22 protein-coding genes are annotated in these 26003 nt (G+C 69.7%); 10 read left to right on the forward strand and 12 right to left on the reverse strand.

The features are described from left to right. Window positions 1–12 precede the first annotated feature (12 nt). From OHA58_RS37315 to OHA58_RS37355, 9 genes are all read right to left on the reverse strand, one after another. Window positions 13–786: an SDR family oxidoreductase gene (locus OHA58_RS37315; RefSeq protein ID WP_405484185.1), complete on the reverse strand. Its 774-nt coding sequence runs from the start codon at window positions 784–786 to the stop codon at window positions 13–15. A gap of 232 nt (window positions 787–1018) precedes the next feature. After that, window positions 1019–2917 (reverse strand): multicopper oxidase family protein, encoded by a 1899-nt coding sequence (locus tag OHA58_RS37320; RefSeq protein WP_405484187.1) that lies wholly within the window; start codon window positions 2915–2917, stop codon window positions 1019–1021. Window positions 2918–3163: 246 nt separating this feature from the next. Next, window positions 3164–3955: an alpha/beta fold hydrolase gene (locus tag OHA58_RS37325; protein WP_405484189.1), complete on the reverse strand. Its 792-nt coding sequence runs from the start codon at window positions 3953–3955 to the stop codon at window positions 3164–3166. Between the two features lie 133 nt (window positions 3956–4088). Continuing rightward, window positions 4089–4733, reverse strand: coding sequence for a CoA transferase subunit B (locus OHA58_RS37330; protein WP_405484191.1), 645 nt, complete (start codon window positions 4731–4733; stop codon window positions 4089–4091). A gap of 2 nt (window positions 4734–4735) precedes the next feature. Continuing rightward, the gene (locus tag OHA58_RS37335) at window positions 4736–5518 is read right to left on the reverse strand and encodes a CoA transferase subunit A (protein WP_405484193.1); all 783 of its coding nucleotides are present in this window, start codon (window positions 5516–5518) and stop codon (window positions 4736–4738) included. Further along, window positions 5518–5814: a muconolactone Delta-isomerase gene (catC, locus tag OHA58_RS37340; RefSeq protein WP_405484195.1), complete on the reverse strand. Its 297-nt coding sequence runs from the start codon at window positions 5812–5814 to the stop codon at window positions 5518–5520. Before catC ends, OHA58_RS37335 begins: the two co-directional genes overlap by 1 nt. A gap of 72 nt (window positions 5815–5886) precedes the next feature. Beyond that, window positions 5887–6747, reverse strand: coding sequence for a catechol 1,2-dioxygenase (gene catA, locus OHA58_RS37345; protein ID WP_405484197.1), 861 nt, complete (start codon window positions 6745–6747; stop codon window positions 5887–5889). A gap of 53 nt (window positions 6748–6800) precedes the next feature. Then, on the reverse strand, window positions 6801–7904 hold the full coding sequence (locus tag OHA58_RS37350) for a mandelate racemase/muconate lactonizing enzyme family protein (RefSeq protein WP_405484199.1): 1104 nt from the start codon (window positions 7902–7904) through the stop codon (window positions 6801–6803). After that, on the reverse strand, window positions 7901–8857 hold the full coding sequence (locus OHA58_RS37355) for a LysR family transcriptional regulator (protein ID WP_405484201.1): 957 nt from the start codon (window positions 8855–8857) through the stop codon (window positions 7901–7903). The genes OHA58_RS37350 and OHA58_RS37355 overlap by 4 nt, the downstream gene beginning before the upstream one ends. A gap of 342 nt (window positions 8858–9199) precedes the next feature. On the opposite strand from OHA58_RS37355, the gene benA reads away from it, so the two are divergent. The 5 genes from benA to OHA58_RS37380 all read left to right on the forward strand — a co-directional run bounded on the left by benA (window position 9200) and on the right by OHA58_RS37380 (window position 16064). Further along, the gene (gene benA / locus OHA58_RS37360; protein ID WP_405484203.1) at window positions 9200–10591 is read left to right on the forward strand and encodes a benzoate 1,2-dioxygenase large subunit; all 1392 of its coding nucleotides are present in this window, start codon (window positions 9200–9202) and stop codon (window positions 10589–10591) included. Next, entirely contained in the window at window positions 10588–11136 is a 549-nt protein-coding gene (gene benB, locus OHA58_RS37365; protein WP_405484205.1) for a benzoate 1,2-dioxygenase small subunit, read from the forward strand. Before benA ends, benB begins: the two co-directional genes overlap by 4 nt. Before the next feature lie 61 nt (window positions 11137–11197). Beyond that, entirely contained in the window at window positions 11198–12244 is a 1047-nt protein-coding gene (gene benC / locus OHA58_RS37370) for a benzoate 1,2-dioxygenase electron transfer component BenC (RefSeq protein ID WP_405484207.1), read from the forward strand. Next, entirely contained in the window at window positions 12241–13035 is a 795-nt protein-coding gene (locus tag OHA58_RS37375) for a 1,6-dihydroxycyclohexa-2,4-diene-1-carboxylate dehydrogenase (RefSeq protein WP_405484209.1), read from the forward strand. Before benC ends, OHA58_RS37375 begins: the two co-directional genes overlap by 4 nt. 50 nt (window positions 13036–13085) lie before the next feature. Next, window positions 13086–16064 carry an AAA family ATPase gene (locus OHA58_RS37380; RefSeq protein ID WP_405484211.1) on the forward strand — a complete coding sequence of 993 codons (2979 nt, stop codon included), beginning with the start codon at window positions 13086–13088 and terminating at the stop codon, window positions 16062–16064. Window positions 16065–16505: 441 nt separating this feature from the next. On the opposite strand, the gene OHA58_RS37385 is transcribed toward OHA58_RS37380, so the two are convergent. Together OHA58_RS37385 and OHA58_RS37390 are read right to left on the reverse strand one after the other, a co-directional pair. Beyond that, complete coding sequence (locus OHA58_RS37385; protein ID WP_405484213.1) at window positions 16506–17825, reverse strand: MFS transporter; 1320 nt, start codon at window positions 17823–17825, stop codon at window positions 16506–16508. 37 nt (window positions 17826–17862) lie between these two features. Beyond that, window positions 17863–19299, reverse strand: coding sequence for a M20 family metallopeptidase (locus OHA58_RS37390; protein ID WP_405484215.1), 1437 nt, complete (start codon window positions 19297–19299; stop codon window positions 17863–17865). 173 nt (window positions 19300–19472) lie between these two features. On the opposite strand from OHA58_RS37390, the gene OHA58_RS37395 reads away from it, so the two are divergent. The 4 genes from OHA58_RS37395 (at window position 19473) to OHA58_RS37410 (ending at window position 23435) form a co-directional block, all read left to right on the forward strand. Then, the gene (locus tag OHA58_RS37395) at window positions 19473–20378 is read left to right on the forward strand and encodes a LysR family transcriptional regulator (protein ID WP_405484217.1); all 906 of its coding nucleotides are present in this window, start codon (window positions 19473–19475) and stop codon (window positions 20376–20378) included. 252 nt (window positions 20379–20630) lie between these two features. Beyond that, on the forward strand, window positions 20631–21503 hold the full coding sequence (locus tag OHA58_RS37400) for a dioxygenase (protein ID WP_405484219.1): 873 nt from the start codon (window positions 20631–20633) through the stop codon (window positions 21501–21503). 44 nt (window positions 21504–21547) lie between these two features. Continuing rightward, window positions 21548–22615, forward strand: a complete 1068-nt coding sequence (locus tag OHA58_RS37405; RefSeq protein WP_405484221.1) for a maleylacetate reductase — start codon at window positions 21548–21550, stop codon at window positions 22613–22615. A 160-nt stretch (window positions 22616–22775) separates the two neighbouring features. After that, window positions 22776–23435: a response regulator gene (locus OHA58_RS37410; RefSeq protein ID WP_405484223.1), complete on the forward strand. Its 660-nt coding sequence runs from the start codon at window positions 22776–22778 to the stop codon at window positions 23433–23435. Window positions 23436–23509: 74 nt separating this feature from the next. Here the strand turns inward: OHA58_RS37410 and OHA58_RS37415 are convergent, their stop codons facing one another. Then, window positions 23510–24667 (reverse strand): RNA-guided endonuclease InsQ/TnpB family protein, encoded by a 1158-nt coding sequence (locus OHA58_RS37415; RefSeq protein WP_405484225.1) that lies wholly within the window; start codon window positions 24665–24667, stop codon window positions 23510–23512. 166 nt (window positions 24668–24833) lie between these two features. Here OHA58_RS37415 and OHA58_RS37420 point away from each other — a divergent pair, with 166 nt between their 5' ends. Beyond that, entirely contained in the window at window positions 24834–26000 is a 1167-nt protein-coding gene (locus OHA58_RS37420; protein WP_405484227.1) for a sensor histidine kinase, read from the forward strand. Window positions 26001–26003 lie beyond the last annotated feature (3 nt).

Here is a 26003-nt window from a genome sequence, read left to right on the forward strand (position 1 = left end):
ATTCCGTCGGCGTCAACCCCTGGGGAATTCGCCGCCGTCCACGACGATATTGCTCCCGGTCAGCCAGCTCGCCCGGCCGGACAGGAGGAACAGCACCGCGTGGGCGATGTCCTCGGGCTGACCATCGCGCCCCAGCGGCACGGTGGGGGTGTCGTTCTGGCCCGGTGCCAGGTCCAGGCGCGCCCACTGCTCCCGCGTTCGTTCGCCGCCGGGGGTGGCGACTCTGCCGGGAGTCACGGTGTTGACCCGGATTCCGAACGGGGCCTGTTCCAACGCCAGTCCCCGGCTGTAGTTCTCCAGTGCCGCCTTCGCCGCCGTGTAGTGCAGGAACGGTGCTACCGGAGTGAGGACCGCGGCCGAGGAGACGTGCACGATCATCCCCGAACGCTGTTCCCGCATCCCCGGTACCAGCAGCGAGTCGAGCCGCACCGACGCCAGGTAGTTCAGGTCCAGCGCGTCCTGCCACTCCTCCTCCGGGATGGCCGCGCTGCCCTCGTGCGGCCGCGCCCCACCCGCGTTGTGGACCAGGACGTCCACCCCGCCGAGCACCTCCAGCGCGGCTGCGGCGAGCGCCTGCGCTCCAGCCCGTGTCCGTACGTCGGCCTTCACGAAGGTGGCCCCCTCCGGCACCGTGCTCGTCGCCGTCCTGGCGGTCGTGACCACCTCGGCGCCCGCGTCCAGGAGTTGGCGCACGACGGCCGCTCCGATGCCGCTGGAACCGCCCGTGACCAGGGCTCGCTTTCCCGCGAGTTCTCGCGTTCCCGACCCGTTTTCGATCGTGGTCATGCCACCGGTCCTCTCGATCGCGTGTTCGTCCGCTCGACGGAAGAAGGATCGATGCGCAGAGCGCGAATTCTCGGAGAAATCACGGTGAGCACCTCATCGAGCTGTTTCACGGTAGGTCCGGAAAAGAGCGAGAGGCAAAGACGAAATATTAGAAGGGGCTATAGGGAATTCCTATGGCATCCCGGCCCGGCCCCGGAGGCAGGGGCGGCGAGCCGTCGGTCGGTCGATCCCGTCAGCGGTGGTGGCCGTAGCCGCCGGCGTGGGCACCACCGCTGTGGTGGTCGTCGCTGACAATCGTCCACGGTCGCATCAGGTCGTCGTCTTCGTGTTCGAGGATGTGGCAGTGCTGGACGTACGTCGCCGGCAGCTCGGTGCCGCTTCCCGGCAGCCCCGCGATCCTTTCCGTCGGCGGGTCGAATTCATTGATGACGATTCTGGTCACCGTCTCCGGATAGGACTTGACCGTGTCCTTGCGGGACAGTGCTTCGTCCGGGTCCGGCGGAATCGGGGGACCGGTGAGATAGTTCGCCAACACCGGCCTGTCCTCCGGTTTACGGCCACCGTCAATCCACTTCTCGTATTGTTCCTGGTAGCCGGCCGCGTCGATCGGCTGCCTGTTCAGCACCTGGAAGTTGACGAGGTGGACATGCATCGGGTGGCCGTCGTGGTTGGGATTGATGTACTCCCAGATCTCGGTCGAGCCCGCCTTGATGAAGTCCTCGGACGGCTCCATGAACGGCACCGCGTTGAACGTCATGGTGGTGAAGAGCTTGTGCTGGTACAGAACCCATTCCCGCCGGCGGGTGCGCGCCGTCACCTTGATGGGGGCGGCCCTCGGCAGCTCGAGCTTCTTGGGCGGCGTTGACCTGTCTCCGCCTCCGGACGGCCGTTTGGTGACATGGAATTCCATGACTTCCGAGATTTCCGGTCCGCCGCCGCCGGGGAAGTGCACGGGCGCGTTGTAGTTCGTCAGCTTGACCTTCGTGCCCATGGGCATATGGGTGAAGTCGACGATCAGGTCGTACCGTTCGGCCGGTGAGATCAGGAAGTTCAGCATCTGCAACGGGGTGCGGAGGCCGCCGTCGGTGCCGATCAGCCAGAACGGCAGGACGGGCTGAGGCAGTACGTCCTCGGGAACGTCGAACCTCAGCCGCCAGAAGCGCTCGTTCGAAGCGTTGAGAACGCGCAGCCGGTAGCGTCGCTGCTCGACGGCGAGGAAGGGATACGCCTTCCCGTTGACGACGGGGGTGTCCTCGCCTTCCCGCAAGGTCATGGTGTAGGCGAGCGAGCCGTCCGGGTGGAAGGTCCGGTCCTGCAGGATGAGGGGGACCTCGAATTCGCCTCGCGGCAGTCCGAGCCGATCGTCGGCGGGGTCACCGACGCGGTAGAGACCGGCAAGGCCCGCGTAGACGTTGACGCTGGTCATCCCCATGCCGTGGTCGTGATACCAGAGCATGCACGAACGGTCGTGGTTGGTGTAGGCGCAGATCTGCTCGTTGGGTTCGACCCGGCTCGGGTCCAGGCTGCTGTAGGACTCGGCGTGGATGCCGTCCGGGCTGAACGACTGCAGCGGCATGCCGTCGGACTGTGGCGCGGTGAAACCGCCGTGCTGGTGCACGACGTTCCACACGTTGACGTTCGCGGGAAACGGCTGCATGGGCTTGTAGGGGGGCGGAGGGGTCGGGGTGAGCTGGAGGTCCCCTTTGCGAATTTTGTCGATCACGAACTGGAACAAGTGGGTGGTCGGCAGTTCGTTGCGGTACTTGACGACCGTCGGGTGGTCCCTGGTCACGTTGAGGGTCGGCCCCAGGTAGCCCATGCCGATCGGCTTGCGAGGGTCGTGCGGGTTCGCGGCCCAGTAGCCCCACACCTTGGCCGGCCCGAGGTCGCGGTGGAAGCGCCACGTGCCCGGCCGCATCGTGATCTCGTAGTAGTCGGCGCCCGGATAGACGGAGGGATCCGAGATGGCTGTCCTCGGGATGGGCAGCGGGTCGACATACTTCTTCAGCTTGGGGGTGTGCGGAATCGGCGTGTTCGCGGACGCTGACCCATGACCGTGACCGTCCGCTGCGTACGCCTGCTCTCCCGCACCCCGTGGAAGCATGGCCGCACCGCCCATGGCACCGGCCATGAGGAATCTCCGTCGCCCAACCATCGTCTGCAGCCCTTCGTCGCCTCGCGTGACGTTGAAGAGATACAGGGCTGGTCAGAGCCGTGGACGCAGCGCGCCGGTCCGGTTCGGGAAAGGCACTCATTGAGCCGATCTCGGCAGTAATTCGGAAGGTATCGGTATCGGATTCGGAATCGAATTATTACCACCAATCAGAAAGCGCGTTTCGCCGCTTTTCTCTGCGTGAATTGCACCTATTGCGCGCATTCAATACTGCGGCCCGTTCGGGGCGCGGAGATGAGTGCTCAGCGCCGCGCCGACAGCCTCGGGCTGCTCGACCGCGAGATGCCCGATGGCGCATGCCTCCAGGGTGGCATCGGCGATCCCGTCCGCGAGTTCCCGGGCGTGATCGAGAGGGGTGGCGATGTCGAGGGAGCCGCCGACGACGAGAGTGGGAGCGGTGATGCGGGTCAGGTCGGGTCGCAGGTCGTAGGCGGCGAGTGCGTCGCAGCAGGCGGCGTAGCCGAGCGGATCGGTTTCGGCGAGGTCCCGCAACAGAGCGCGCCCGAGAGGGGTTTCGGCGGTCCTCGGATCGCCGAACCAGCGGCCCGGGCTGGTCTCCACCACCGGCCCGACCCCCTCGCGCCGCACGAGGGCGGCACGCTCCTGCCAAGGTTCCCGCGGCCCGAAGTGGGCGGAGGAGCAGACCAGCCCCAGCGAGGTGACACGCTCCGGCTGGTGGACCGCGAGATGGGCCCCGACAGCGCCGCCCAGCGAGATACCGGCGTACGCGAACGACTCCCAGCCCTGCGCGTCCGCGAGCCGCAACACCTGTGCCGCCAATGCGGCGATGCTCGCCGTGCCGTCGTGCGGAAGGAGGTCCGCACGCGAACCCCCGTGCCCCGGTAGGTCCCAGCGCAGCACGCGGTGCGACCGCGCGAGAGTGGCCAGTTGTGGACTCCACACGTCCAGCGACGTGCCGAGCGACGGGCCGAGGACGAGCGGGGGAGCGCTGGGTGGACCGTCGAGTACATGGTGCAGGAGGTGAGGCTGGGCCACGCGGAATCCCTGGGTGCTGTTCGAGGAGGGCTTTCGGAGGGGGCTGTGCGGAGAGGGGCCTTCGGGGGAGGGGAGGGGTATCAGCCGATCGGGGTGCGGACTGTGTCGACGATGCGGACGTCCTTGAGGCGGCTCACCGGACCACCTCCGGGATGTGGACCTTGGCGCCGGTCTTGGCGACGACCTCGTCCACCGTCACGTCCGGCGCCAACTCCACCAGGTGCACGCCGTCTTCAGTGATGTCGAGGACAGCCAGGTCGGTGATGATCCGGTCGACGCAGCCCTTGCCGGTGAGGGGGAGGGTGCAGGTGTCGACCAGTTTCGGCGAGCCGTCCTTGGCCGTGTGGGTCATGGTGACCAGCACCGTGCGGGCGCCGTGGACGAGGTCCATGGCGCCGCCGATCCCAGTGATCATCTTGCCGGGGACGGCCCAGTTGGCCAGGTCCCCGGTCGCGGAGACCTGCATGGCGCCGAGGACGGCGACATCGATGTGGCCGCCGCGGATCATCCCGAAGGAGAGTGCGGAGTCGAAGTAGGAGGCGCCCGGCAGGACCGTGACGGTCTCCTTGCCCGCGTTGATCAGGTCGGGGTCGACGGCGTCGTCGGTCGGGTAGGGGCCGGTGCCCAGGATCCCGTTCTCGGACTCGAGGATCACCTCGACGCCGGGCGGCAGGTGGTTCGGGATGAGGGTCGGCAGGCCGATGCCGAGGTTGACGTACTGCCCGTCGCGCAGTTCACGGGCGGCGCGGGCGGCCATCTGTTCGCGTGTCCAGGCCATGGTTAGTTGCTCACCGTCGCTCGTGCCGGAGGCGCGGAGATTGTGCGCCGCTCGATGCCCTTGTCGACGGCCTGCGCCGGGCTCAGCTCGACCACGCGCTGCACGAAGATGCCCGGCAGGTGCACCTGGTCCGGGTCGAGGACGCCGGGCTCCACCAGCTCCTCCACCTCGGCGATCGTGACCCTCCCGGCCGTCGCCGCTAGCGGGTTGAAGTTGCGGGACGACTTGTTGAACACCAGATTCCCGTGCCGGTCGCCCTTCGCGGCGCGGACCAGCGCGAAGTCGGTGCGGATGCCGCGCTCCAGGACGTACTCGACACCGTCGAAGACGCGCACCTCCTTGGGCGGGGAGGCGAGGGCGACGCCGCCGGTGCCGTCGTAGCGCCAGGGCAGACCGCCGTCCGCGACCTGGGTGCCCACCCCGGCCGGGGTGTAGAACGCCGGGATTCCGGCGCCGCCCGCGCGCAGCCGCTCCGCGAGCGTGCCCTGCGGGATCATCTCGACCTCGATCTCGCCGGCCAGGTACTGGCGGGCGAACTCCTTGTTGGCGCCGATGTAGGAGCCGGTGACCCGGGCGATCCGGCCCGCCGCGAGCAGGACGGCGAGGCCGGAGTCCATCGCACCGCAGTTGTTGGACACCACGGACAGGCCGGTGGTGCCCTGCTCGTACAATGCCTTGATCAGTACGTTCGGCACCCCGCTCAGTCCGAACCCGCCGACCGCCAGGGACGCACAGTCCCCGACATCGGCGACGGCCTGCCCGGCCGACGCGACCACCTTGTCCATCAGGCGGCCTCGCCCGTCGTGGCGATGTCCGACGGATGCAGCGCCAGCGGCGTGACCTCGATCTCCATGTACGGGAAGAGCGGCAGGCCCCACAGGATGTCGTGCAGCTCGTCGTTGTCCCGGACGTCGAAGACGCTGAGGTTGGAATACTGGCCCACGCAGCGCCAGATGTGCGGCCAGACGCCCTTGCGCTGGAGTTCCTGCGAGTACGCCTTCTCGCGGGCGATCGTGTCCGCGCGGACGTCGGGGTCGAGATCGTCGGGTATGCGGACGTCCATCTTGACGGCGAACAGCACGGCGGGCTCCTTGAGTTACGGGGTGGGGCGGGCGCGTGCCCCGGAGGCCGGGCCCCCGGGGGCGGGGGCGCGTCAGGCGCGGTCGAGCACGAAGTCGTACGTCACTTCGTGGCCCTCGCCGGTCTTGGCCGGGGTGGGGTCGAGGACGAGTTCCGGCTTGACGGCCTGTGCGATGTCGTCCTCCACGTGGTTGCCGCCCTTGAAGTAGAGCTGCGTGGTGATGAGGTGGTGGCCCTCGGCGGCGACCTTCAGGTGCAGATGGGCCGGGCGCCAGGCGTGCCAGCCGGCGGCGGAGATGAGGTTGCCGCAGGCGCCGTCGGTGGGGATCTGGTAGGGGGCCGGCTCGATCGTGTGGATCTTGAAGTTGCCCTGGTCGTCGGCGACGACGGTGCCGCGCAGGTTCCACTCGGGCAGGCCGGGGGCGTACTGGGAGTAGAAGCCGTCGTCGTCGGCGTGCCACATCTCGATCGTCGCGCCGGGCAGGGGAGTTCCGTCGACCGAGGTGATCTGGCCCTGGAAGAGGAGGGGAGTGCCCTTCTCGTCGGGGCGCATCGGGAGGGTGGCCTCGGCGGGCAGCTCCGGGGAGTCCGGCACGTAGTAGGGGCCCTCGATGGTGCCCTTGGAACCCTCGCGGCTCTCGTTGGCCACCTCCTCGACGACGTGCTCGATCCACACGTCGAGGAAGAGCGGCCACTCGCCGTCCTGCCCGACCTGGATCAGCCATGCCTTGAGGGCGTCGTACTCGGCGTAGGTGACCTTGTGGCGGCGGATGATGTCGTGGACGGACGCGATGAGTTCGGACGCGAGGGTGTCGACGCGCTGCTGGCTGCTGGCCGCGCCGGAGCGGGCCTTCTGGGCGAACGCGGCGGTGGCGGCGCTGCCCGATGCGGCGGCGGTGGCCTGCTCCTGCTCGGCTTCGGTGAACGTGGTCATGATGCGGCTCCAATCGGTAGGGGTGTAACAACTCGAAGGTGCGGCAAGGGAGTTCAGCTGTCCTGGCGGTAGCGCGTCAGCTTCTCGGGGTCGAGTTCGATGCCCAGACCCGCGCCCTCGCGCACCCGCAGCGTGCCGTCGCGGATCTGGAGGGGCTCGGCGAGCAGGTCGTCGCTCATGTCGAGGTAGTTGGAGAGCTCGCCCGCGCGGCGCGAGGTGGCCTCGAAGGCCGCGCCGAAGGCGACCGAGCACAACGAGCCGATCTGGCCGTCGATCTGATTGCCCATCACCACCTCGACGCCGAGGCCCTCGCTCTCGAACAGCACGCGCTGGGAGTGGCTGAAGCCGGTGCGGGCCGTCTTGATGCTGATGGCGGTGGCCGAGCCGCCGAGGAGTTCACGCGTGACCTCGCTGGGGCGGGTGGCGCTCTCGTCGGCGACGAACGGGATCGGGCAGCGTTCGACGAGCCAGCGCCTGCCGAGCACGTCGTCGGCCGGGCACAGTTCCTCGGCCAGGGTGAGGTCGAGGTCGTCCATGGCGCGCAGGGCGCGGGCCGACTCGGAGGCGGTCCAGCCGCGGTTGCCGTCGACGTACAGCTCGACGCTGTCGCCGAATGCCTCGCGCAGCGCCCTGCACACCTCGACGTCGAGCTGGTAGGGGCGGCGGCCGACCTTCACCTTGAACGTCGTGATGCCGTAGGTGTTGCGGACGTCCTGCGCCTCTTCGACCATCTCCGCCGGCGGCGCGAAGCCGAGCATGTGCGACACGGTCATGAACTCGCCGTATCCGCCGAGGAGTTCGGTGACGGGCAGGCCGGCGGCCTGGCCGACGATGTCCCACAGGGCCATGTCGACGGCGGCCTTCGCCGTCGGGTTGCCGACGGTCCGGTTCAGCTTGGCGTGCACGGCCTCGCGCCGGGTGGGCGCCATGCCGAGCAGCTGCGGCTCGAAGATCTGCCGGATCACGGCGACGATGGACTGCTGGGTCTCGCCGTAGGTGAAGGGCCGGGGCGGCGCCTCGGCCGTGCCGGTGAGGCCCGCGTCGGTGTGCACCCGTACCAGGACGTGCTCGGCGGTGTGCACCTCGCCGCTCGCGAACTTCAGCGGCTTTCGGTAGGGGATGGCGAAGGGGATCGCCTCCACTGCGGTGATCTTCACGTGGTTCCTCTGTGATTCTGTGCACCGGCCCGGCTGGGGGCGGTGACGTCTGGGGAAGCGTCGCCGGTGGGGAAGGCGTCGGCCGCGGTGAGGGCCGCGAGGACGGCCGCGAGCAGCGGTGACGTGTCGCCCGTGCGCCAGGCAAGGGCGAGGCGGACCCGCTGGGCGTCCGGGACCGGCCGGAACACGACCCCGTCCCGGCTGACGGACCGCACCGAGTCGGGCAGCAGCGCCACCCCCAGACCCGCCGCGACCAGGGCGAGAGCCGTGGACGTCTCCGTCACCTCGTGAGCGGTGTGCGGATGGAAGCCCGCGGTCAGACAGCTGCTGATCACCGCGTCGCTGACGATGGAGCGGGACGTGGCGGCGTACATGATGAAGTCCTCGCCGCGCAGCCGCTCCAGAGGCACCTCGGGTGACTCGGCGAGCCAGTGGTCCTCCGGCAGCACCAGGACGAGCGGCTCCTGCGCGATGTCGCGGCAGGTGATGCCCTCGCCGCGGACCGGCGGCCGCAGCACCCCGATGTCCAGGCGCGACTCGGAGAGCGCCGCCTCCTGGGCCGGGGTGAACATCTCGGTGTGGACCTCCAGGGCCACCCCGGGCAGTTCGCGCTTGACGGTCCGGGCGAGCTCCGGCAGATGCCGGTAGCCGGCCGAGCCGGTCAGGCCGATACGCAGGATGCCCTCGGCGCCCTGCGCGAACCGCTGGGCCCGGGCGGCCGCCTCGTCAACGGAGCGCAGGATGCGCACGACATCGGTGTGGAACACCTCGCCCGCACCGGTCAGGCCGACCTGGCGGGTGGTGCGGTGGAACAGTGCGACCCCCAGTTCCGCCTCCAGCTGCCGGATGGCCTGGGAGAGCGGCGGCTGTGCCATGCGCAGCCGCTCGGCGGCCCGGCCGAAGTGCCGGGTCTCCGCGACGGCGGCGAAGTACCGGAGATGGCGCAGTTCCATGAGGGCCTCCACAAACGAAGGGACACGCAGACAACGCGGAAACACGGGCAACGCGGAAACACAGACAACGTGGAAACACAGACAACACGGAGACCGCTGACAGCGCTGACGACCGGGGGTCTTGGGCGTCCGCACCCTCGTCGATGCAGCACAGCGTAGGAGCCGTCATTCAGATGGCACAAATACCGAATTCAGCGTGATCCATATCTGCTGCATATGAAAAGCACCCTGGGTGGGGACTGGGCAAATGTCCGGGGTGGCCCGCCCCGGGCCCTGCCATGGTGCTGAGCACCCGATGAGCCGTGCCGGCGGGCGGCACCTCGCCGGGCATCAGGAGGAGCCATGACCGAAACCTGGGCAGCGGCCCGCAGTGTGTTGAGCGAGGCACTGGTGGAGGATCCCGGAAACGGGGTGTACCGCCTGCGTCGCAGCGCCTTCACCGACGAGCAGCTCTTCGAACTGGAGATGAAGTACGTCTTCGAGGGGAACTGGATCTACCTCGCGCACGAGAGCCAGATCCCGGAGATCGGCGACTACTTCACGACGTACATGGGCCGCCAGCCGGTCGTCGTCTCCCGCACCAAGGACGGCGAACTCACCGCGCTGATCAATGCGTGCAGCCATCGCGGCGCGATGCTGTGCCGCCGCAAGACCGACAACCGGACCACCTTCACCTGCCCCTTCCACGGCTGGACGTTCAACAACGCCGGCAAGCTCCTCAAGGTGAAGGACCCGCGGGACGCCGGATACCCCGAGCAGTTCAACAAGGACGGCTCGCACGACCTGACGAAGGTGGCCCGCTTCGAGAACTACCGCGGATTCCTCTTCGGCAGCCTCAACCCGGACGTCAAGCCGCTCGTGGACCACCTCGGCGACGCCGCCAAGGTCATCGACATGATCGTCGACCAGTCCCCGGAAGGCCTGGAGGTGCTGCGCGGCTCCTCGACGTACACCTACGACGGGAACTGGAAGCTCCAGGCCGAGAACGGCGCCGACGGCTACCACGTGTCCGCCACCCACTGGAACTACGCGGCCACCACCGCGCGGCGCACCTCCGGCGAGTCGAAGAACGACACCAAGAACATGGACGCGGGCGGCTGGTCCAAGCAGCGCGGCGGCTTCTACTCCTTCGACCACGGACACCTGCTGCTGTGGACCGAGTGGCTCGACCCCGCCAACCGCCCCCTGAACGAGCGGCGCGACGAACTCGTCGAGAAGTACGGCCAGGCCCGCGCCGACTGGATGATCGGCGTGTCACGCAATCTGTGCCTGTACCCGAACGTCTACCTGATGGACCAGTTCAGCTCGCAGATCCGGCACTTGAGGCCGCTGTCCGTGGACCGCACCGAGGTCACCATCTACTGCATCGCGCCCAAGGGCGAGAGCGCCGGGGCCCGCGCGAACCGCATCCGGCAGTACGAGGACTTCTTCAACGCGACCGGGATGGCCACCCCCGACGACCTGGAGGAGTTCCGCTCCTGCCAGAAGACGTACCAGGCCACAGCCGCTCCGTGGAATGACCTCAGCCGCGGCGCCGCCCACTGGATCGACGGACCCGACGACGAGGCCCGCAGGCTCGGCATCGACCCGATCGCAAGCGGCGTCCGCACCGAGGACGAGGGCCTCTACCCCGTCCAGCACGGCTACTGGCTGGACACCATGAACGCGGCACTCGCAGCCGAGGACGAGCTGGCCGGGACGACGCGCAATGAGCGAGGGGGCGACGCACGATGACGACGACCACCGTGCCGGGCGGGAGCGCCGCGACGCAGGCCGACACGTTCCAACTCCTCGAATCCGTACGGCAGTTCCTGTACCGGGAGGCCCGGTATCTGGACGACCGCGAGTTCGAGCGGTGGCTGGAGTGCTACTACCCCGACGCCGAGTTCTGGATGCCGGCCTGGGCCGACGACGACGAACTCACCCGCGACCCGCAGACCGAGATCTCCCTGATCTACTACGCGAACCGGGCCGGTCTTGAGGACCGGGTCTTCCGCATCCGCACGGACCGCTCCAGCGCCACGAGCCTGCCCGAGCCGCGCACCGGCCACAACATCACCAACGTGGAGATCACAGGGCGCGGCGGCGCGGACGGCGAACTGCTCGACGTGCGTTTCAACTGGTTCACGCTCTACTACCGCTACCAGCACACCGACACGTACTTCGGCACCTCGTACTACACGCTCGACCTGTCGGGCCCCGAGCCGGTCATCCGCCGCAAGAAGGTCGTCCTCAAGAACGACTTCATCCACCACGTGGTCGACATCTACCACCTCTGAGTGGCACCGGGCCGGCACCGGCTCCGCACCCGTCAGTCAACTCCCCGAATCGAGAACGTACATGGGCTACCAGGTCGCCTTGGGCTTCGAGGACGGCACCACCCGGTTCATCACCTGTGAACCGGCCGAGACCGTCGCCGACGCCTCCTACAAGGCCCGCATCAACATCCCGCTCGACTGCCGCGACGGCGCCTGCGGCACCTGCAAGTCGTACTGCGAGTCCGGCAGTTACGACGGCGGCGACTACATCGACGAGGCGCTCACCGACGACGAGGCGGCGCGCGGCTACTGCCTGCCGTGCCAGATGACCCCGCACAGTGACCTCGTGCTGCGCATCCCGACGACGTCGGCCGCTTGCAAGACGGGACCGGCCACGCACACGGCGACCGTCACGGCCGTCGACCGGCACTCGCCGACGACCGTCGGCATCACCCTCGCCGTCGACGACAGGGCCGCCCTCGGCTTCCTGCCCGGCCAGTACGTCAATGCCGGCGTGCCCGGCACGGACGGCGAGAGCCGCGCGTACTCCTTCAGCACGGGCCCCGGCCAGGAGCAGGTCTCCTTCCTGGTGCGCGTCGTCGAGGGCGGAGCCATGTCGACGTATCTGACCGAACGGGCCCAGGCCGGCGACCGGGTGACCTTCACGGGCCCCATGGGCGGCTTCTTCCTGCGCGAACTGGCCCGCCCCGCACTGCTGTTGGCGGGCGGAACCGGCCTCGCCCCGCTCCTGTCCATGCTGGAGTCGATGGCCGCGGCGGGCTCCCCGCCCGCACACCCCGTACACCTGCTGTACGGAGTCACCACCGACCAGGACCTCGTCCACCTCGAAACCCTCGCCGACTACGCCGCCGTCCTGCCCGGATTCACCTTCGACCACTGCGTCGCCGACGGGGCGAGCACCGCCGCCAACAAGGGTTACGTGACAGCCCTGTTCGGCGCCGACGAGCTGCACGGCGGCGACTGCGACGTGTATCTGTGCGGGCCGCCCGCGATGGTCGAAGCCGTGCGCGTCCACATTGACGCGCTCGGCGTCGAGCCCGCGCACTTCCACTACGAGAAGTTCACGCCCGCCGTCGCGGCGGCCGACCTCGTGGGGGCGGGCCGATGAGCGGCCAGGTGTACGCGGGCCGGTTCGCCGGGCGGACCGCCGTGGTGACCGGCGCGGCCCAGGGCATCGGCGAGGCCGTGGCCCGCCGCCTCGCCGCCGAGTCCGCCCACGTCGTCCTCGTCGACCGCGCGGAACTCGTCCACGAGGTGGCGGGCGAGATCACCACGGCCGGCGGCAGGGCCGAGTCCGTCGTCGCCGACCTGGAGGAGTACGCGGGCGCCGAGACGGCCGTCGCCCAGGCGCTCGACCGGCTCGGCCGGATCGACGTCCTCGTCAACAACGTCGGCGGCACCATCTGGGCCAAGCCCTACGAGCACTACACCCCGCAGGAGATCGAGACCGAGATCCGCCGCTCCCTCTTCCCGACCCTGTGGACCTGCCGTGCCGTCCTCCCGCACCTGTTCGCCCAGCGCGCCGGCACCATCGTGAACGTCTCCTCGGTCGCCACCCGGGGCATCAACCGCGTGCCTTACGCGGCGGCCAAGGGCGGCGTCAACGCCCTCACCGCCGCGCTGGCCCTGGAGGCGGCACCGTACGGAGTGCGCGTCGTCGCCACCGCGCCGGGCGGCACCGAGGCGCCGCCGCGCCGCGTCGCCCGCGGCCCTGCGGCGGGAGACGAGCAGGAACGGGACTGGTACCAGCAGATCGTCGACCAGACCGTCGAATCATCACTGATGAAGCGCTACGGCACGCTGGCCGAGCAGGCGGCGGCGATCACGTTCCTCGCCTCCGACGAGGCGTCGTACATCACCGGAACCGTCCTCCCGGTGGCGGGCGGCGACCTGGGGTGACGCACGCGCCCGCTGGTGGCGGCGCCGGAGCGTCGCGTAGCGTCCGCCACATGCACAGCCGCGACCGGACACACCCCGAAAGCCCGGACGGCCCCGCCGACGCGGTGGGCCGGGAGCGCGAACGGGCCGAGCTGGAGTCCGCGTACGCCGCCGTCGCCGAGGCAGGCCCGGTGGCCCTCCTCGTGCGTGGCCCCCGGGGCAGCGGCAAGCGGACGCTGGTCGAGCGCTTCGCCGCCGCGCACCCGGAGACCCTGACGGTGCGCGTGCGCGGTCTGCGCTGGGAGGCGGACCGGGCCGGCGGGGTGGCGGGTCAGCTGCTGCGGAGCGTGGAACGGGCGGTGTCGGGTCCGAGGCCGCGCGGGGGCGCGAACGCCGGTGGACCGGACACTGTCCCTGAAGGCGTGGCGCAGCCCGAGTCGCCGGGGGTGGCCGACCCGCTGGACTTCGCCCGGGCGGAGGGCGGGGCCCAGGGGGTGGCGGGGCCGCTTCGGCGGGGTGCGGAAGGTTCGTCGGAGCGCCCGTGCGGCGGATCGGGCACTGTTCCTCAGGGCGTGCCGCAGCCCGAGTCGACTGGGGTGGCCGATCCTCTGCTCTTCGCCGAGCTGCTCGCGTCGGCCCTGGCCCGGGGGCGGACCGGTGGACGGTGTGCGCTCATCGTCGTGGAGGACGCCCAGTGGGCCGACGCCGCCTCCCTGCGGGGCCTCGCGTCCGCGCTGCGGCTGATGACGGACGTGCCCGTGCTCGCCGTGCACCTGGTCGACGACGACGCGGTGGCCGAGGCGGACACGGCGCGGTTCCTCGCGGAGTTCCCGGGCGACGTCGTCCACCTCGAACCGCTGCAGCCGCAAGACGTGCGACGCCTGGCCGCGTTCCACGGCGTCGACCTGTCACCCACCGCCGCGCAGGAGCTGTGCCTCCACACGGCCGGCGTCGCCGGTGACATCACCGCCCTGTTGCGCGAGGCTCCGCGCGAGACCTGGTCCGATCCACCCGCCGTGCTGCCCGTCCCGCGTGACCGGGCGGCGGACGTACACCGCCGGCTGAGCGCCTGCGCCGACGAGGCACGGCGGCTCGCCGAGGCGTGCGCCGTCCTCGGCAGCCCCGCGCGCTTCGCGGACGCTGCCCACCTGGCTGCGCTCACCGAGCCGCTGGACGCACTCGACGAGGCGTGCCGCGCGGGCCTGCTCAGCCCGCCGGTGGGCCCGGGCGCGGGCCGCGTCGCCTTCCGCGACCGCCTCACCGCGGCGGCCGTGTACCACTCGCTCGGCCCAGGCGACCGCGCCCAACTCCACGCCCGTGCGGCCGAGTTGGTCGAGGATGAGGGGCAGCGGCTGCGCCATCGGGCCGCCGCCGAGCCACCGCTCGCCAACGAGGAACTGGCCGCAGCCCTGGAGGCACACGCCGCCGGGCGAGCCGCCGTCGGAGCCTGGTCGTCCTGCGCGCGGGCTCTGCTCCTGGCCGCCGACCTCAGCCCGTCCCCCGCCGACCGGCAGGCCCGACTGCTGCGGGCCGTCGACGCCCTGGTCGGAGCGGGCGACCTGCCGCGCGCACAGAGCTTCTCGGCCGTCCTGGAAAGCTTCCCGTCCGGCGCTCTGCGGGACGCCGTGCTCGGCTATCTGACCCTGCTGGGCGGACGCCCGGCCGAGACCCAGCGCCTCCTGGACAGTGCCTGGCACAGGGTCGACCCGGGGCGCGACCCGGAGACCGCCGCACTGATCTGCCAGCGCCAGGTCCTGCACGCCCTCGCCGACTGGCGCGCCGACGACCTCGTGCGCTGGGCCGGGACGGCCCTCGAACTCGCCCCGAAGAGCTCGCCCGCCGTCGTCGAGACCCGCGCGATCCTCGGCCTCGGCTATCTCGGTCAGGGACGGGTGGCCGAGGCCCTGGAGGGCGTCGACCAGCTGGTCGGTGAGGTCGCCGACAGCGCGCAGCGCCAGCGCGTCCGGATGTGCCGCGGCTGGCTGGCCCTGTCCCAGGACGACCTGTACGGCGCCTGGCACGACCTGGAGAGCGCCGTGCCCACCGAGTACCGCAAGGGCTCCACCCGCATCTCGCTGTGGGCACAGGCCTGGCTCGCCCGTACCCGCTTCACCCTCGGCGACTGGGACGAGGCCCTGGAGACGGTCGACCGGGCAGCGGGCCGCGCCGCCGCGGCCCGCATGGAACTGCTGCGTCCGCTCATTCACTGGACGGGCGCCCAGATCCACGCCCTGCGCGGCGACCGGGCCCGCGCCGAACAGCACGTCAGGGATGCCGCGGCCGACCGCCGCCACTACGCGATGATGCTCATCCCCGCCTGCCTCGCCCGCGCCCACCTCGCCGAGATCCGCGCCGACTACGAGCAGGTGGTGGAGGCGCTCACCCCGGTCACCCGCCTCGCGTCACGCGACGCCGTCGACGAGCCCGGCATGTGGCCGTGGCAGGACATCTACGCCAACGCCCTGGTGATGTGCCACCGCACCGACGAGGCCGACGCCTTCCTCGCCCCGCTCGAAGCCCGCGCCGCCGAGCGCGGCCACCGCTCCACCCGGGGCCGGCTCGGCTACCCGCGCGGCCGGATCGCGGCGGCCCGGGGCGACATCGACGAGGCCCGTGAGCACTTCGAGCGGGCTCTGGCGGCGCTGGAACCGCTGCCGATGCCGTACGACCGGGCCCGCGTCAACTTCGCCTACGGCCAGACCCTGCGCCGGGTCGGCAAGCGCCGCGACGCCGACACCGTGCTGCGGCGGGCCAGGGACGGGTTCGCGGCCCTCGGCGCCACCGCCTACGTCGAGCGCTGCGACCGCGAACTCAAGGCGGGCGGCGTCACCGGCCAGCTCAACGACCGCACCACCGCCGACTTCAGCCGCCTCACACCGCAGGAACAGCACGTCGCCGAACTCGTCGCCCGCGGCGTGACCAACCGCGAGGCAGCGGCGGAACTGTTCATCTCCGTCAAGACAGTGCAGTACCACCTGACGCACATCTACACGAAGCTCGGCATCCGCTCGCGCGGGGAGCTGGCGGCGCTTCGGCGCGACGAGGCCTGATCGCACCCACCTGCGACACGTCGTACGGAACTGGGGAAATCCCCTACACAGTGCAGTCAACTCCCTATAGTCCGGGCCCATTTGCGCCTCGTAGCGTGACGAGTGCGCGCCGAGCCCGTCGCGGGCGGCTTCCGGGTCACGGGCCACTGGGAGTTCGCCGGCGGCTGCAAGGGCGCCGACGCGCTGGGCGTGGGGATCAGCACGGGCGAGGACAAGGCCGGCCGGCCCCGCACCGCGGTCCTGCGCCCCGAGCAGGTGGAGACCGTCGACAACTGGGACGTCGTCGGCATGCGCGGCACCGGCAGCCACGCCACTCGGACCGGTTGGACCATCTCTTCGAGCTCGGCCATGCCCTCGAGACGGCCGCACGGGTGCGGCGGGCGGACTGATCGCCAGGGACGGAGGGCTCATGACCTGGGAGTGGCTGTCGAAAGCGGGCACTCAGCGGATGCCGCGGATCCGGTACCCGCCCACCAGCGCGGCGATGCTCAGGGCTGCGACAGCCAGCAGGTAATAGCTCGGCGAGATCTGCGATCCGGTGGCTGTGACCAGTGCCGCGGCGATCGTGGGGGCGAACCCGCCGAAGATGGCGACCGTCGTGTTGTAACTGAACGCCAGCCCGGTCGCGCGGGCCTCTGCCGGGAACGCGTCGGACATCACCGACGGCAGTGCGCCGAAGTACGTGGCCTTGAGCACGCCCAGGACCGTCATGCACAGTGCGAGAGTCAGGAAGGACGGTGATGTGGTCAGCCAGAGGAACAGCGGGATGGCGCACACCCCGATCAACGCCGCGGCCGGGATCATGATCTTCAACCGGCCGAACCGGTCCGCGAGCAGGCCCACTACCGGGGTGCCGAGGGTCAGGATGACACCGGTGATGAGCAGCGCGGCGAACGACAGTGAGTCGTCCACCCCGAGGTCCTTGATGGCGAAGGTGGGCATGTACTGCAGGAGGAAGTTGAGCGCGGTCGAGACCACCATGGCTCCGCTCGCGATCAGCAGCCCTCCCCAGTGGTCCCGGAACACCGACCGGACCGGTGAGGACTTCTCGTCGCGGTTCTCCGACGCGCTCGCCCGAGTCGTAGCCGGCGGCTCTTCGGCGTAGCGGCGGATGAGGTAGCCGGCCGGGCCGACCAGGAGGCCGAACACGAACGGCACCCGCCATCCCCAGGAGGTCATCTGCTCCTCGGACAGCGTCGCGGTCAGACCCGTGGCGAACCCGGAGGCCATCAGCGTCGCGAGCCCCTGACTGGCGAACTGGAAACTGCCGAGGAAGCTCTTGCGCTTGTCGCTCTGCTCGACCAGGAACGAGGTGGCGGCGCCGAACTCGCCGCCGGCTCCGAAGCCCTGGATCAGTCGCGCGATCACGACTCCCACGGGCGCGACGAACCCGAGCGTCGAGTAGCCCGGCATGAAAGCGATCACGAAGGTGCCGATGACCATCAGCCAGATCGTCAGCATCAGGGCCTTCTTGCGCCCGTGCCGGTCGGCGTACGAGCCGATCAGCAGGCCGCTGAGGGGCCGGATCAGATACGTCACCCCGAACACCGCGTACGCCTCGACCAGTTGGACGCCGGGATTGTCGGCGGGGAAGAACGTCCGGCCGATGTAGACCGCCATCAGGGCGTAGACCGCGAGGTCGAACCATTCGAGCGCGTTGCCTATGGTCGCCGCCGCGACGGCTCGCTTGGTGGATACCCGTCTCGGGGGTGCAGCGGTCGAGCTACCTGGCAGGGTGTGGTGACGCGAGACTGCCGTCATCGGGGGTCCTTCCGGTGGGCGCTGGGGCTGGTGGGCGTCACGCCGAGTGGTGGGCGGGGACAGGGTGGTTGAGCCTGGCGCGTGCGGGGAGCGGATGGTCGGCCGAGGGATGGCCGAGGGCATGGAACAAGGCGGCCGCCAGGACGACGCCTTTGCGGGCGATCGCGGAGAGCATGTGCTCGTCGGGCGCGTGCTGGAGGCACCCCGGGTAGGAGTGCGGCAGCCACAGGGTCGGCAGGCCGAGGATGTCCGTGAAGACGTGGTTGGGCAGGGAGCCGCCGATGTTCGGGAGGACGGCGACGGGTTTGTCGGTGACCTGCTCGAGTGCTCCCTTGGCCCAGAGCAGCCACGGGTCGTCCAGTGCTGTACGGCTGGCGGCGAAGCTGCCGAGGACGGTCACGTCGACCATCGGGTATCCGTGGTCGGAGAGATGCTCGGTGACGATCTCTCGGGCCCGGCTCACATCGGTGCCCGCGACGTACCGCAGTTGCAGGACGGCGCGTGCGCGGCCGGGGATCGCGTTGACGGGACGGTCGATGTCGGCCGAACCCAGTGACAGGACCTCAAGGGTGTTCCAGCCGTAGAGCCGCTCGGCAGCGGTCAGCGTCGTGTCACCCCAGCCCTCGTCCGGAGCGGGATCACCGGGGCTGCCCGCGACCACGACATCGGTGAGTGCCTCGCGAACGGGGGCCGGGAGTTCGGACGGCAGCAGCGCGGGTACCTGGATGCGGCCGTGTCCGTCGACCAGGCTCGCGATCGCGCCGGCCAGGGTGGTGGCGGGGTTGCGGATGACACCACCCCAGTTGCCCGAGTGGTACGCATCGGGGCGCAGGTCGACGTCGAGCATGATGCCGACGCCTCCGCGCGACCCGAGGAACAGCGTCGGCGTCGTGGCATCCAGACGTGGACCGTCCGAGGCGATCAGGACATCGGCCCGCAGCTCTGCGCGGTGTGCGGCGGCGAATTCCGCGAGTCCGGGCGAGCCGACCTCCTCGCCGGTCTCGAACAGGAAGGTCAAGTTGAAGCCGAACGACCCCTGCTCGGCGAGCAGCAGCCGCAGTGCCGCGATGTTGGCAAGGTGCTGCCCCTTGTTGTCGGCTGACCCGCGGCCGTACCACCGGTCGCCCTCCGCGGTCAGGGTCCACGGATCCCGGCCTCCGCTCCACCGGCCGGCCTGGCCGTCCACCACGTCCGCGTGGCCGTAGCACAGCAGTGTCGGGAGTTCGGGGGACTCGACGCGTGTGCCGACGAGGAACGGGCCGCCGGAGGAGTCCGGATTGACGTACTCGGTGACGGAGCAACCGAGTTCGGTCAGGGCCGGTACGAGAACCTCATTCAGGTATGCCTTAATGGCAACATGGCCTTCAGGTCGGCTGCTCTCGGTGGGGTAGGCGACCATCGCGCTCAGATCGGTGAAGTAGGCGCCCGAGTCGACGTACTCCTCGGCCCTCTCGACCAGGCTTTTGGGGATCACTGAAGCTTCTCCTGATGGTGGCAGCAGTTGTGGGTGATGTGCTGGCTCAGGAGCGTAGGGCGGTTTCCGGGCGGCGACTATTGCCGTTTGTGGCACCCTGCGTTCTATTCTTGGCAAACCGGCGTCCACGTCAGAGGGCGCCACCCAGCTATCCCGGAGGCACGATGCAGCTCATGCCGGTGAGCCTCGCGTACTTTCTCGAGGTCGCCCGGACAGGATCGGTGACCGAGGCCGCCCAGCAGCTGCAGGTCGCTCCCTCCGCGATCAGCAGGCAGATCGCCAAGCTCGAGTCCGGGACGGGAGTGGCTCTCTTCGTCCGGCATCCCCGAGGGATGACGATGACCGACGCGGGATCCCGGCTCCTGGCCCACGCCCGCCGCAGCGAAGCCGAATCCACCGCGCTCGTCAACGAGTTGAGGACCGGACGTGGGGCCGATGTCCACCACATCAACGTGGTCTGTTCGGAGGGATTCGGGCGTCGTCTCCTGCCGCGCGCGATGGCGGCCTTCCGACGGGACCACCCGGACGTGACCTTCCGGCTCGACGTCGTACCCCGCCAGGAGGCAACCCGCCGCGTGGTCGAGGGCATCGCCGACGTCGCGGCCACTTACACGATGGGTCCGCAACACGACGTACGAGTGGAATGCGCCGTAGTGATACCCGTGGCCGCCGTCGTGCCTCTGGATCACGAACTCGCCGGGCGGGATCGGATCAGCCTGGCGGAACTGTGCGAGTACCCACTCGGCATCGGTTCGGTCGGGACCAGCCAGCGCGAACTGTTCGACATCGGTGTGCAGTTGGAGGGCCTGACGGCCCGTCCGGCACTGGTGTGTGACGGACTTGCTCCGCAGTATGAATTCGTCCGCTCCGGAGGTGGCGTCGCACTGGTCGGCGACCTCGGCGACCTGCACCAGGACTCGGTGACGGAGGGGGTCACCCATGTACGCGTCGACCACCCGGTCTTCCGCCAGCGTGAGGCGCAAGTGCAGACCATGCTGGGCCGACGGTTGCCGTGGGCGGCAATGGAGTTCACCGCATTGCTGGTGTCGCTCTTGGACCCGCCGAAGCCGCGGAACTGACCGCGGGCCGGCGTCAGCAAGCCCGCGACGCGGCGGCGGCCGAGGCCGATCCGCCGGCGGGCAATGGGTGGATCTACGGCTACGAAGTGGTGCGGTCTGCCACCGTGTGAACGGCGACAACGCCGAACGAGCAGGAGGAGCCGCTCCATGTCCGCGCCGCAGAACGCACCAGATCCCGCAGGACATCCCGAAGGTCATTCCGCAGCCCGACACGAAGGACATTCCGAAGGCGGTTCCGGAGGCCGCACCGTCGTGCCGGAGCAACAGCGCCAGGTGGAGGACGAGTTGATCGATACGGTCCTGGCGTCGTTCCGTGACACCCCGGACCCGCGCCTCAAGGAGCTGATGCAGTCACTGGTCCGGCACCTGCACGGGTTCATCCGTGACGTGCGACTGACGGAGGCGGAATGGCAACAGGCCGTCGACTTCCTCACCGCGGCCGGGCACATCACCACCGACCGGCGTCAGGAGTTCATGCTCCTGTCCGACGTGCTCGGGGCCTCCATGCAGACCATCAATGTCAACCATGAGGCCGCCGGGAGTGCGACCGAGGCGACGGTGGTCGGCCCGTTCTTCGTGGACAGCGCCCCGGAGATCCCCATCGGTGGCGACCTGGCGGGCGGAGCCCCAGGAGAACCCTGCTGGGTCGAGGGCACCGTCACCGACACCGACGGAAAACCGGTCGCGCGAGCCCGACTCGACGTATGGGAAGCCGACGAGGACGGCCTCTACGACGTGCAGTACGGGCCGGACCGCACGGCGGGCCGCGGACATCTCTTCACCGATGACCAGGGGCGTTACGCGTTCTGGGGTCTCACCCCCACCCCGTACCCGATCCCGTACGACGGGCCGGTCGGTGAACTCCTGGAGAAGACCGGACGCTCCCCGCTGCGCGCCTCCCATCTGCACTTCAAGGCGACCGCCCCCGGACTGCGCGCCGTGATCACTCACATCTTCGTCGAAGGCGACCAACTGCTCACGCAGGACGCTGTGTTCGGCGTCAAGGACTCCCTCGTCAAGAGGTTCGACCGGCAGGCACCCGGCACACCGGCCCCCGACGGCCGTACTCTCACCGACCTGAGCTGGAACCGCGTCCGCTTCGACATCGTGCTGCGGCGCGCGTGACGCGACCGTCCGAGCAGGAATCGGAGCAAGAAGGAGAACGACCCATGCGATTCGAGCACGAGACGCTGCCGCAGCGCGTCGACTTCGCCTCCGGCGACGCACGCGCGGCCGTGCGCACCGAGGTCGAACGGCTCGGCGGCACCCGCGTGATGGTCATCGCGACGGCCCGCGAAGCCGAACGGGCCAAGTCGGTCACCGCCGACGTCCCGGTGGCCGTGCACCACGACGACGTGGCGATGCACGTCCCACTCGCCACGGCGGAACGCGCCCGGGCGGCAGCGGTCCGGCACGATGCGGACGTGCTGGTCTGCGTCGGCGGCGGCTCGACGACCGGCCTGGCCAAGGCCGTCGCGCTCACGACGGGGCTGCCGATCGTGGCCGTGCCGACCACGTACGCGGGGTCGGAGGCGACCAGCGTCTGGGGACTGACCGAGGGCGGCCGCAAGACGACGGGCGTGGACGCCCGCGTGCTGCCGCGAGCGATCGTCTACGACGCGACGCTCACCCTCACGCTTCCCGTGCCGATGAGCGTCGCATCCGGCTTCAACGCCCTTGCCCACTGCGTCGATTCGATGTGGGCCCCGCGCACCGACCCGGTCGACCAGGCACTGGCCGGGGAAGGCGTCCGCGCGCTCGCTGCCGGACTGCCCGCAGTCGTCGCCGCCCCCTCCGCCATCGAGGGCCGCGAGCAGATGCTGTACGGGGCGTACCTGTCGGCGGTCGCGTTCTCGTCGGCGGGGTCGGGCCTGCACCACAAGATCTGCCATGTACTCGGCGGCCGCTACGACCTGCCGCACGCCCAGACGCACGCCGTCGTCCTGCCGTACGTGCTCGCCTTCAACGCCCCTGTTGCACCGCACGCCGAGCGCAGGATCGCGAAGGCCTTCGGCACGGGATCGGCGCTCGAGGGGCTGCAGCGGCTGCGCCGGGCCGTGGACGCGCCGACGGCCTTGCGGGACTACGGCCTCGCCGAGCCGGACATCGACGACGCGGTGCCGGCGATCCTGGAGGCGGCCCCGGCGGACAATCCGCGTCCGGTCACGGCCGACGGCGTACGAGGGTTGCTGCGAGCGGCATGGGAGGGCGCGGATCCGGCGACGGCGGGTATGTGACTGGGTCATGACAGACAGGCGGCCCTGAGCGACCGTGAGTTTCCGATCCCCGAATTGAGATGGGGCCCTTCGATAAATAAATACCGTAATGAGCTAGCCTGTCCGCATTGTTGACTTGGCCGGTGGCTGGCAGAGCGCTGAGCACGAGAGGTGGTCACCCATGGTGATCCATGTCCTGGTCGCCGACGACAGTGAGATTGTCCGCCGGGGGCTGAGCGACATCCTTTCCTCTGCAGACGACATCCACGTGGTGGACCAGGCATGGGACGGACGCAGCGCCGTCGACGCGGCGCGCCGCCTTCGCCCTGATGTGGCGCTTCTCGACATTCGGATGCCGGGCATGGACGGCATCGCCGCCACCCGCGAGCTGCAGGCGCTCCGCGATCCGCCCCGGGTTCTCATCCTCACCATGTTCGCGGAGGACGAGTACGTGGATGAGGCGGTGAGCGCGGGAGCCAGCGGGTTTCTGCTCAAAGACACGCCCCCCGAGGAGTTGCTGCGGTCGGTGCGTCTCGTGGCCGCCGGTAAGTCCACCCTCGACCCCTCGGTCACGGGGCGCGTCATGGAGCAGCTCGCCCAGCACGCAATCCGGCTGACGACTCAGGAACAGCAGGCCCTCGACTCGTTGACCACGCGGGAGCGGGAGATCCTCGGCCTCATCGGACGAGGCATGTCCAACGCGAACATCGGCAAGGAACTCCACGCCAGCGAAGGAACCGTGAAGAACCAGGTGAGCCGCCTCCTGGCGAAGATCGGGGCGGACAACCGGGTCCAGGCGGCCCGCCTGGCGTACCGGGCGGGAATGGAGCGGTCAACTTGACCCGGCCCTAAAGGACCGGGCTTGGAGGTAGCTCCCAACTGGCTGCCGGGTGGGCTCCTCCGTCCAGACACCCCTTATGAGGCGGCAGGGGCGCGTGACTCACGCCCCGCAATCCACACAGCTACACCACGGGAGGCGATGTTGTGGGAAGCATTCCGGTCCGCGTGCGCAACGACGCCGCAGCCCCGACAGATGAACAGACCCTGGTTCACTCGGTTACGCCGGTCGACGTGCTCGCACTCGCAGCACATCTGCGACGTGTACGCCGGATCGACGAACACCAGCGGGACGCCCGCCCGGTGGGCCTTGTAGACGATGAATTCCCCGAGCTGGGCAAAGGCCCAGGAGTGGAGTGTGACCCGTTGGGGCTTGCGGAGCCGTACCCTCTGCCGGATTCCCTTGAGTTCTTCCAGGGAGATCCCGGCCGAGGTGCGTTCAGCCTCGGTCACGATCGTCTTAGCGATGACGTGGTTGGTGTTCTTCACATGCCGCTGCTCGCGGCGGGAGCGTTCCTTGAGCCTGCGTTTGGCGGACTTGGTGCGCTTCCTCTGGAGCTTGGCCCGCAAGGCAAGTTGCCGCTTGCGGTAGCGGTTGAGGCCGCGTCCGGCGGCCTGGTAGCCGGTGGAGGTGGTGGCGATGTTGACGATGCCCAGGTCCACGCCGACAAACCCGTCCGGCTCGTAGGGTTCGGCTTCGGGCACGTCGCAGGTGGCGATCAGATAGAAGACGCCGTCTCGTTCGATCAGGTCCGACTCGCCCCGCCGGTGGTCCTGGAGCGTCTCGAGCGCGTCGGTGGAGCAGGCGAACTGGATACCCCGCAGGCGTCCGCTGGTGGTCCAGATGGACACCGTCTGTGCGTCCAACTGCCAGGAAAGACACCGGTCATCAAAGGGCTGCGCTGCGTCTGGCCGGAACGCGATGGGCTTGGACTCGGCTTTGCGGCGGCGCTTGGAGCCTTCCTTGCCGAGGTTCCCCGCCCGCACATTCGCCTTGAGAGTGGTGTAGGAGTCGCGCACCTTTTTGATCACGTGCTGCGCTGCCTGCGCGCCGAGGCCACGGGCTTTGAGTTCGGCGTAGGTGTGCTTGCGCAGCTCGTACTCACGCGGCACACCGCGCTCGAACGCCACCACCGACACCCAGCTCGCGGCGTCGTTGCACGCTGTCAGGGTCGCCGACAGCGCGGCGGCCTGCTTGGCCTCCGGGATCAGCTTCACCTGCGCCACGATCTTCACCGGGCCAACCTAACGGAGGGCACTGACAACAGTGCAGATCCATACACACGTGCAGGTCAGAGCAGCGCAGAGAAACGTTTCCTCCCGGGCGTAAATGCCCGGGGTTCCTCGCTAGATCATGCTGAAGAGCACGTCCGGGCGGGCGGCGTGCAGGGAGAAAGGCCCCGTGCCTAGGACCGCGTGGCAGGATGCCACGCCGTCGTCCTTGCGGCGGACGGACGCGGCGGTGGCGGCAGCTGCCGCACTCGTAGGGTTCGGAAACAGCTGGGTCAAGCCCTCGAACGGCCTTCTCACGGGGACTCCCACCGTGACGGTCGCGGTGCTCTCCGGCGCCGTCGGACTCCTGCTGTGGTGGAGACGCAAGCGGACCGTCGTGATCGGGTGGCTCGTCGTACTCTGCCACCTCCTCCTCTTTACCCCCACGGCCCTTGCCGTCGCGTTGTACACGGTGGGGTCCACGTACCCGAACCGATGGAGGCTGCTCGCCTGGTTCGCCGGCCTGGGTTGCCTGTCGGACGCCGGAGCCCTGTGGCTCGGTGGAGCGTGGGACTTCCGGGGAGCCGCGTACTCGCTGGCGCTGGTCGTCGGACCGCTGGTCGTCGGCTACGCCGTCGCCCTCCGCCGCGACCTGGCCGCGGCCGCCCAGGCCGAGCTTGCCACGAGGGAGCGCGAGCACGTGCTGTTGGTCGAGCAGGCGCGGGTCAACGAACGGAGCCGTATTGCCCGGGACATGCACGACGTGGTGGCCCACCGGGTCGGGCACATCGTGCTGCTGGCCGCCGCGCTGCGCGTGGGCGCCGGGTCGGCGAACCGCAAGGTCGCGGACGACGCGGAACAGATCCGGCACGAGGGGCGTCGTGCCCTGGAGGAGCTGCGCGCGATTCTCGGAGTGCTCACCCCCGACCGTGCAGGTCGGCCCGTACCGCGCGCCCCACAGGTGGACGCCAGTGACCTCGACGACCTGGTGCGCAGCGCCCGACGGGCCGGACTGCACGCTGACCTCAGCATGGAGGGGGAGCCGGGGTCGCTGCCCACGCTGGTGCAGCAGGCCCTCTACCGGACTCTTCAGGAGTCGCTCACCAATGCCGCCAAGTACGCCCCGGGAGCGGAGGTTGGGATCGAATTGAGGTGCGGTCCTGACACGGTGGACCTCACGGTGATCAACGGTCCGGCTTCCGGGCCGCCCGCCGATGAACTCCCCAGCGGCGGCAACGGCCTGCTCGGACTGGACGAACGTGCGTCCTTGCTCGGAGGCGAACTGACCGCCGGCCCGGAGGGCGCGGGATTCCGGGTGGAACTCCACCTGCCCATCGCCCCGCCCGACACCAGGTGACGG

The organism is Streptomyces sp. NBC_00009 (genome assembly GCF_045040855.1).
In the GTDB taxonomy this organism is placed as follows: Bacteria; Actinomycetota; Actinomycetes; order Streptomycetales; family Streptomycetaceae; genus Streptomyces; species Streptomyces aureus.

What these genes read in the sequence shown, in the direction of transcription:
- OHA58_RS37355 (WP_405484201.1), bottom strand. Translation starts at nt 8,857, where the DNA reads ATGGAACTGCGCCATCTCCGGTACTTCGCCGCCGTCGCGGAGACCCGG.
- OHA58_RS37410 (WP_405484223.1), top strand. Translation starts at nt 22,776, where the DNA reads ATGGTGATCCATGTCCTGGTCGCCGACGACAGTGAGATTGTCCGCCGG.
- OHA58_RS37320 (WP_405484187.1), bottom strand. Translation starts at nt 2,917, where the DNA reads ATGGCCGGTGCCATGGGCGGTGCGGCCATGCTTCCACGGGGTGCGGGA.
- benC (WP_405484207.1), top strand. Translation starts at nt 11,198, where the DNA reads ATGGGCTACCAGGTCGCCTTGGGCTTCGAGGACGGCACCACCCGGTTC.
- OHA58_RS37330 (WP_405484191.1), bottom strand. Translation starts at nt 4,733, where the DNA reads ATGGCCTGGACACGCGAACAGATGGCCGCCCGCGCCGCCCGTGAACTG.
- OHA58_RS37385 (WP_405484213.1), bottom strand. Translation starts at nt 17,825, where the DNA reads ATGACGGCAGTCTCGCGTCACCACACCCTGCCAGGTAGCTCGACCGCT.
- benB (WP_405484205.1), top strand. Translation starts at nt 10,588, where the DNA reads ATGACGACGACCACCGTGCCGGGCGGGAGCGCCGCGACGCAGGCCGAC.
- OHA58_RS37380 (WP_405484211.1), top strand. Translation starts at nt 13,086, where the DNA reads ATGCACAGCCGCGACCGGACACACCCCGAAAGCCCGGACGGCCCCGCC.
- OHA58_RS37405 (WP_405484221.1), top strand. Translation starts at nt 21,548, where the DNA reads ATGCGATTCGAGCACGAGACGCTGCCGCAGCGCGTCGACTTCGCCTCC.
- catA (WP_405484197.1), bottom strand. Translation starts at nt 6,747, where the DNA reads ATGACCACGTTCACCGAAGCCGAGCAGGAGCAGGCCACCGCCGCCGCA.
- OHA58_RS37395 (WP_405484217.1), top strand. Translation starts at nt 19,473, where the DNA reads ATGCCGGTGAGCCTCGCGTACTTTCTCGAGGTCGCCCGGACAGGATCG.
- OHA58_RS37315 (WP_405484185.1), bottom strand. Translation starts at nt 786, where the DNA reads ATGACCACGATCGAAAACGGGTCGGGAACGCGAGAACTCGCGGGAAAG.
- OHA58_RS37375 (WP_405484209.1), top strand. Translation starts at nt 12,241, where the DNA reads ATGAGCGGCCAGGTGTACGCGGGCCGGTTCGCCGGGCGGACCGCCGTG.
- benA (WP_405484203.1), top strand. Translation starts at nt 9,200, where the DNA reads ATGACCGAAACCTGGGCAGCGGCCCGCAGTGTGTTGAGCGAGGCACTG.
- OHA58_RS37335 (WP_405484193.1), bottom strand. Translation starts at nt 5,518, where the DNA reads ATGGACAAGGTGGTCGCGTCGGCCGGGCAGGCCGTCGCCGATGTCGGG.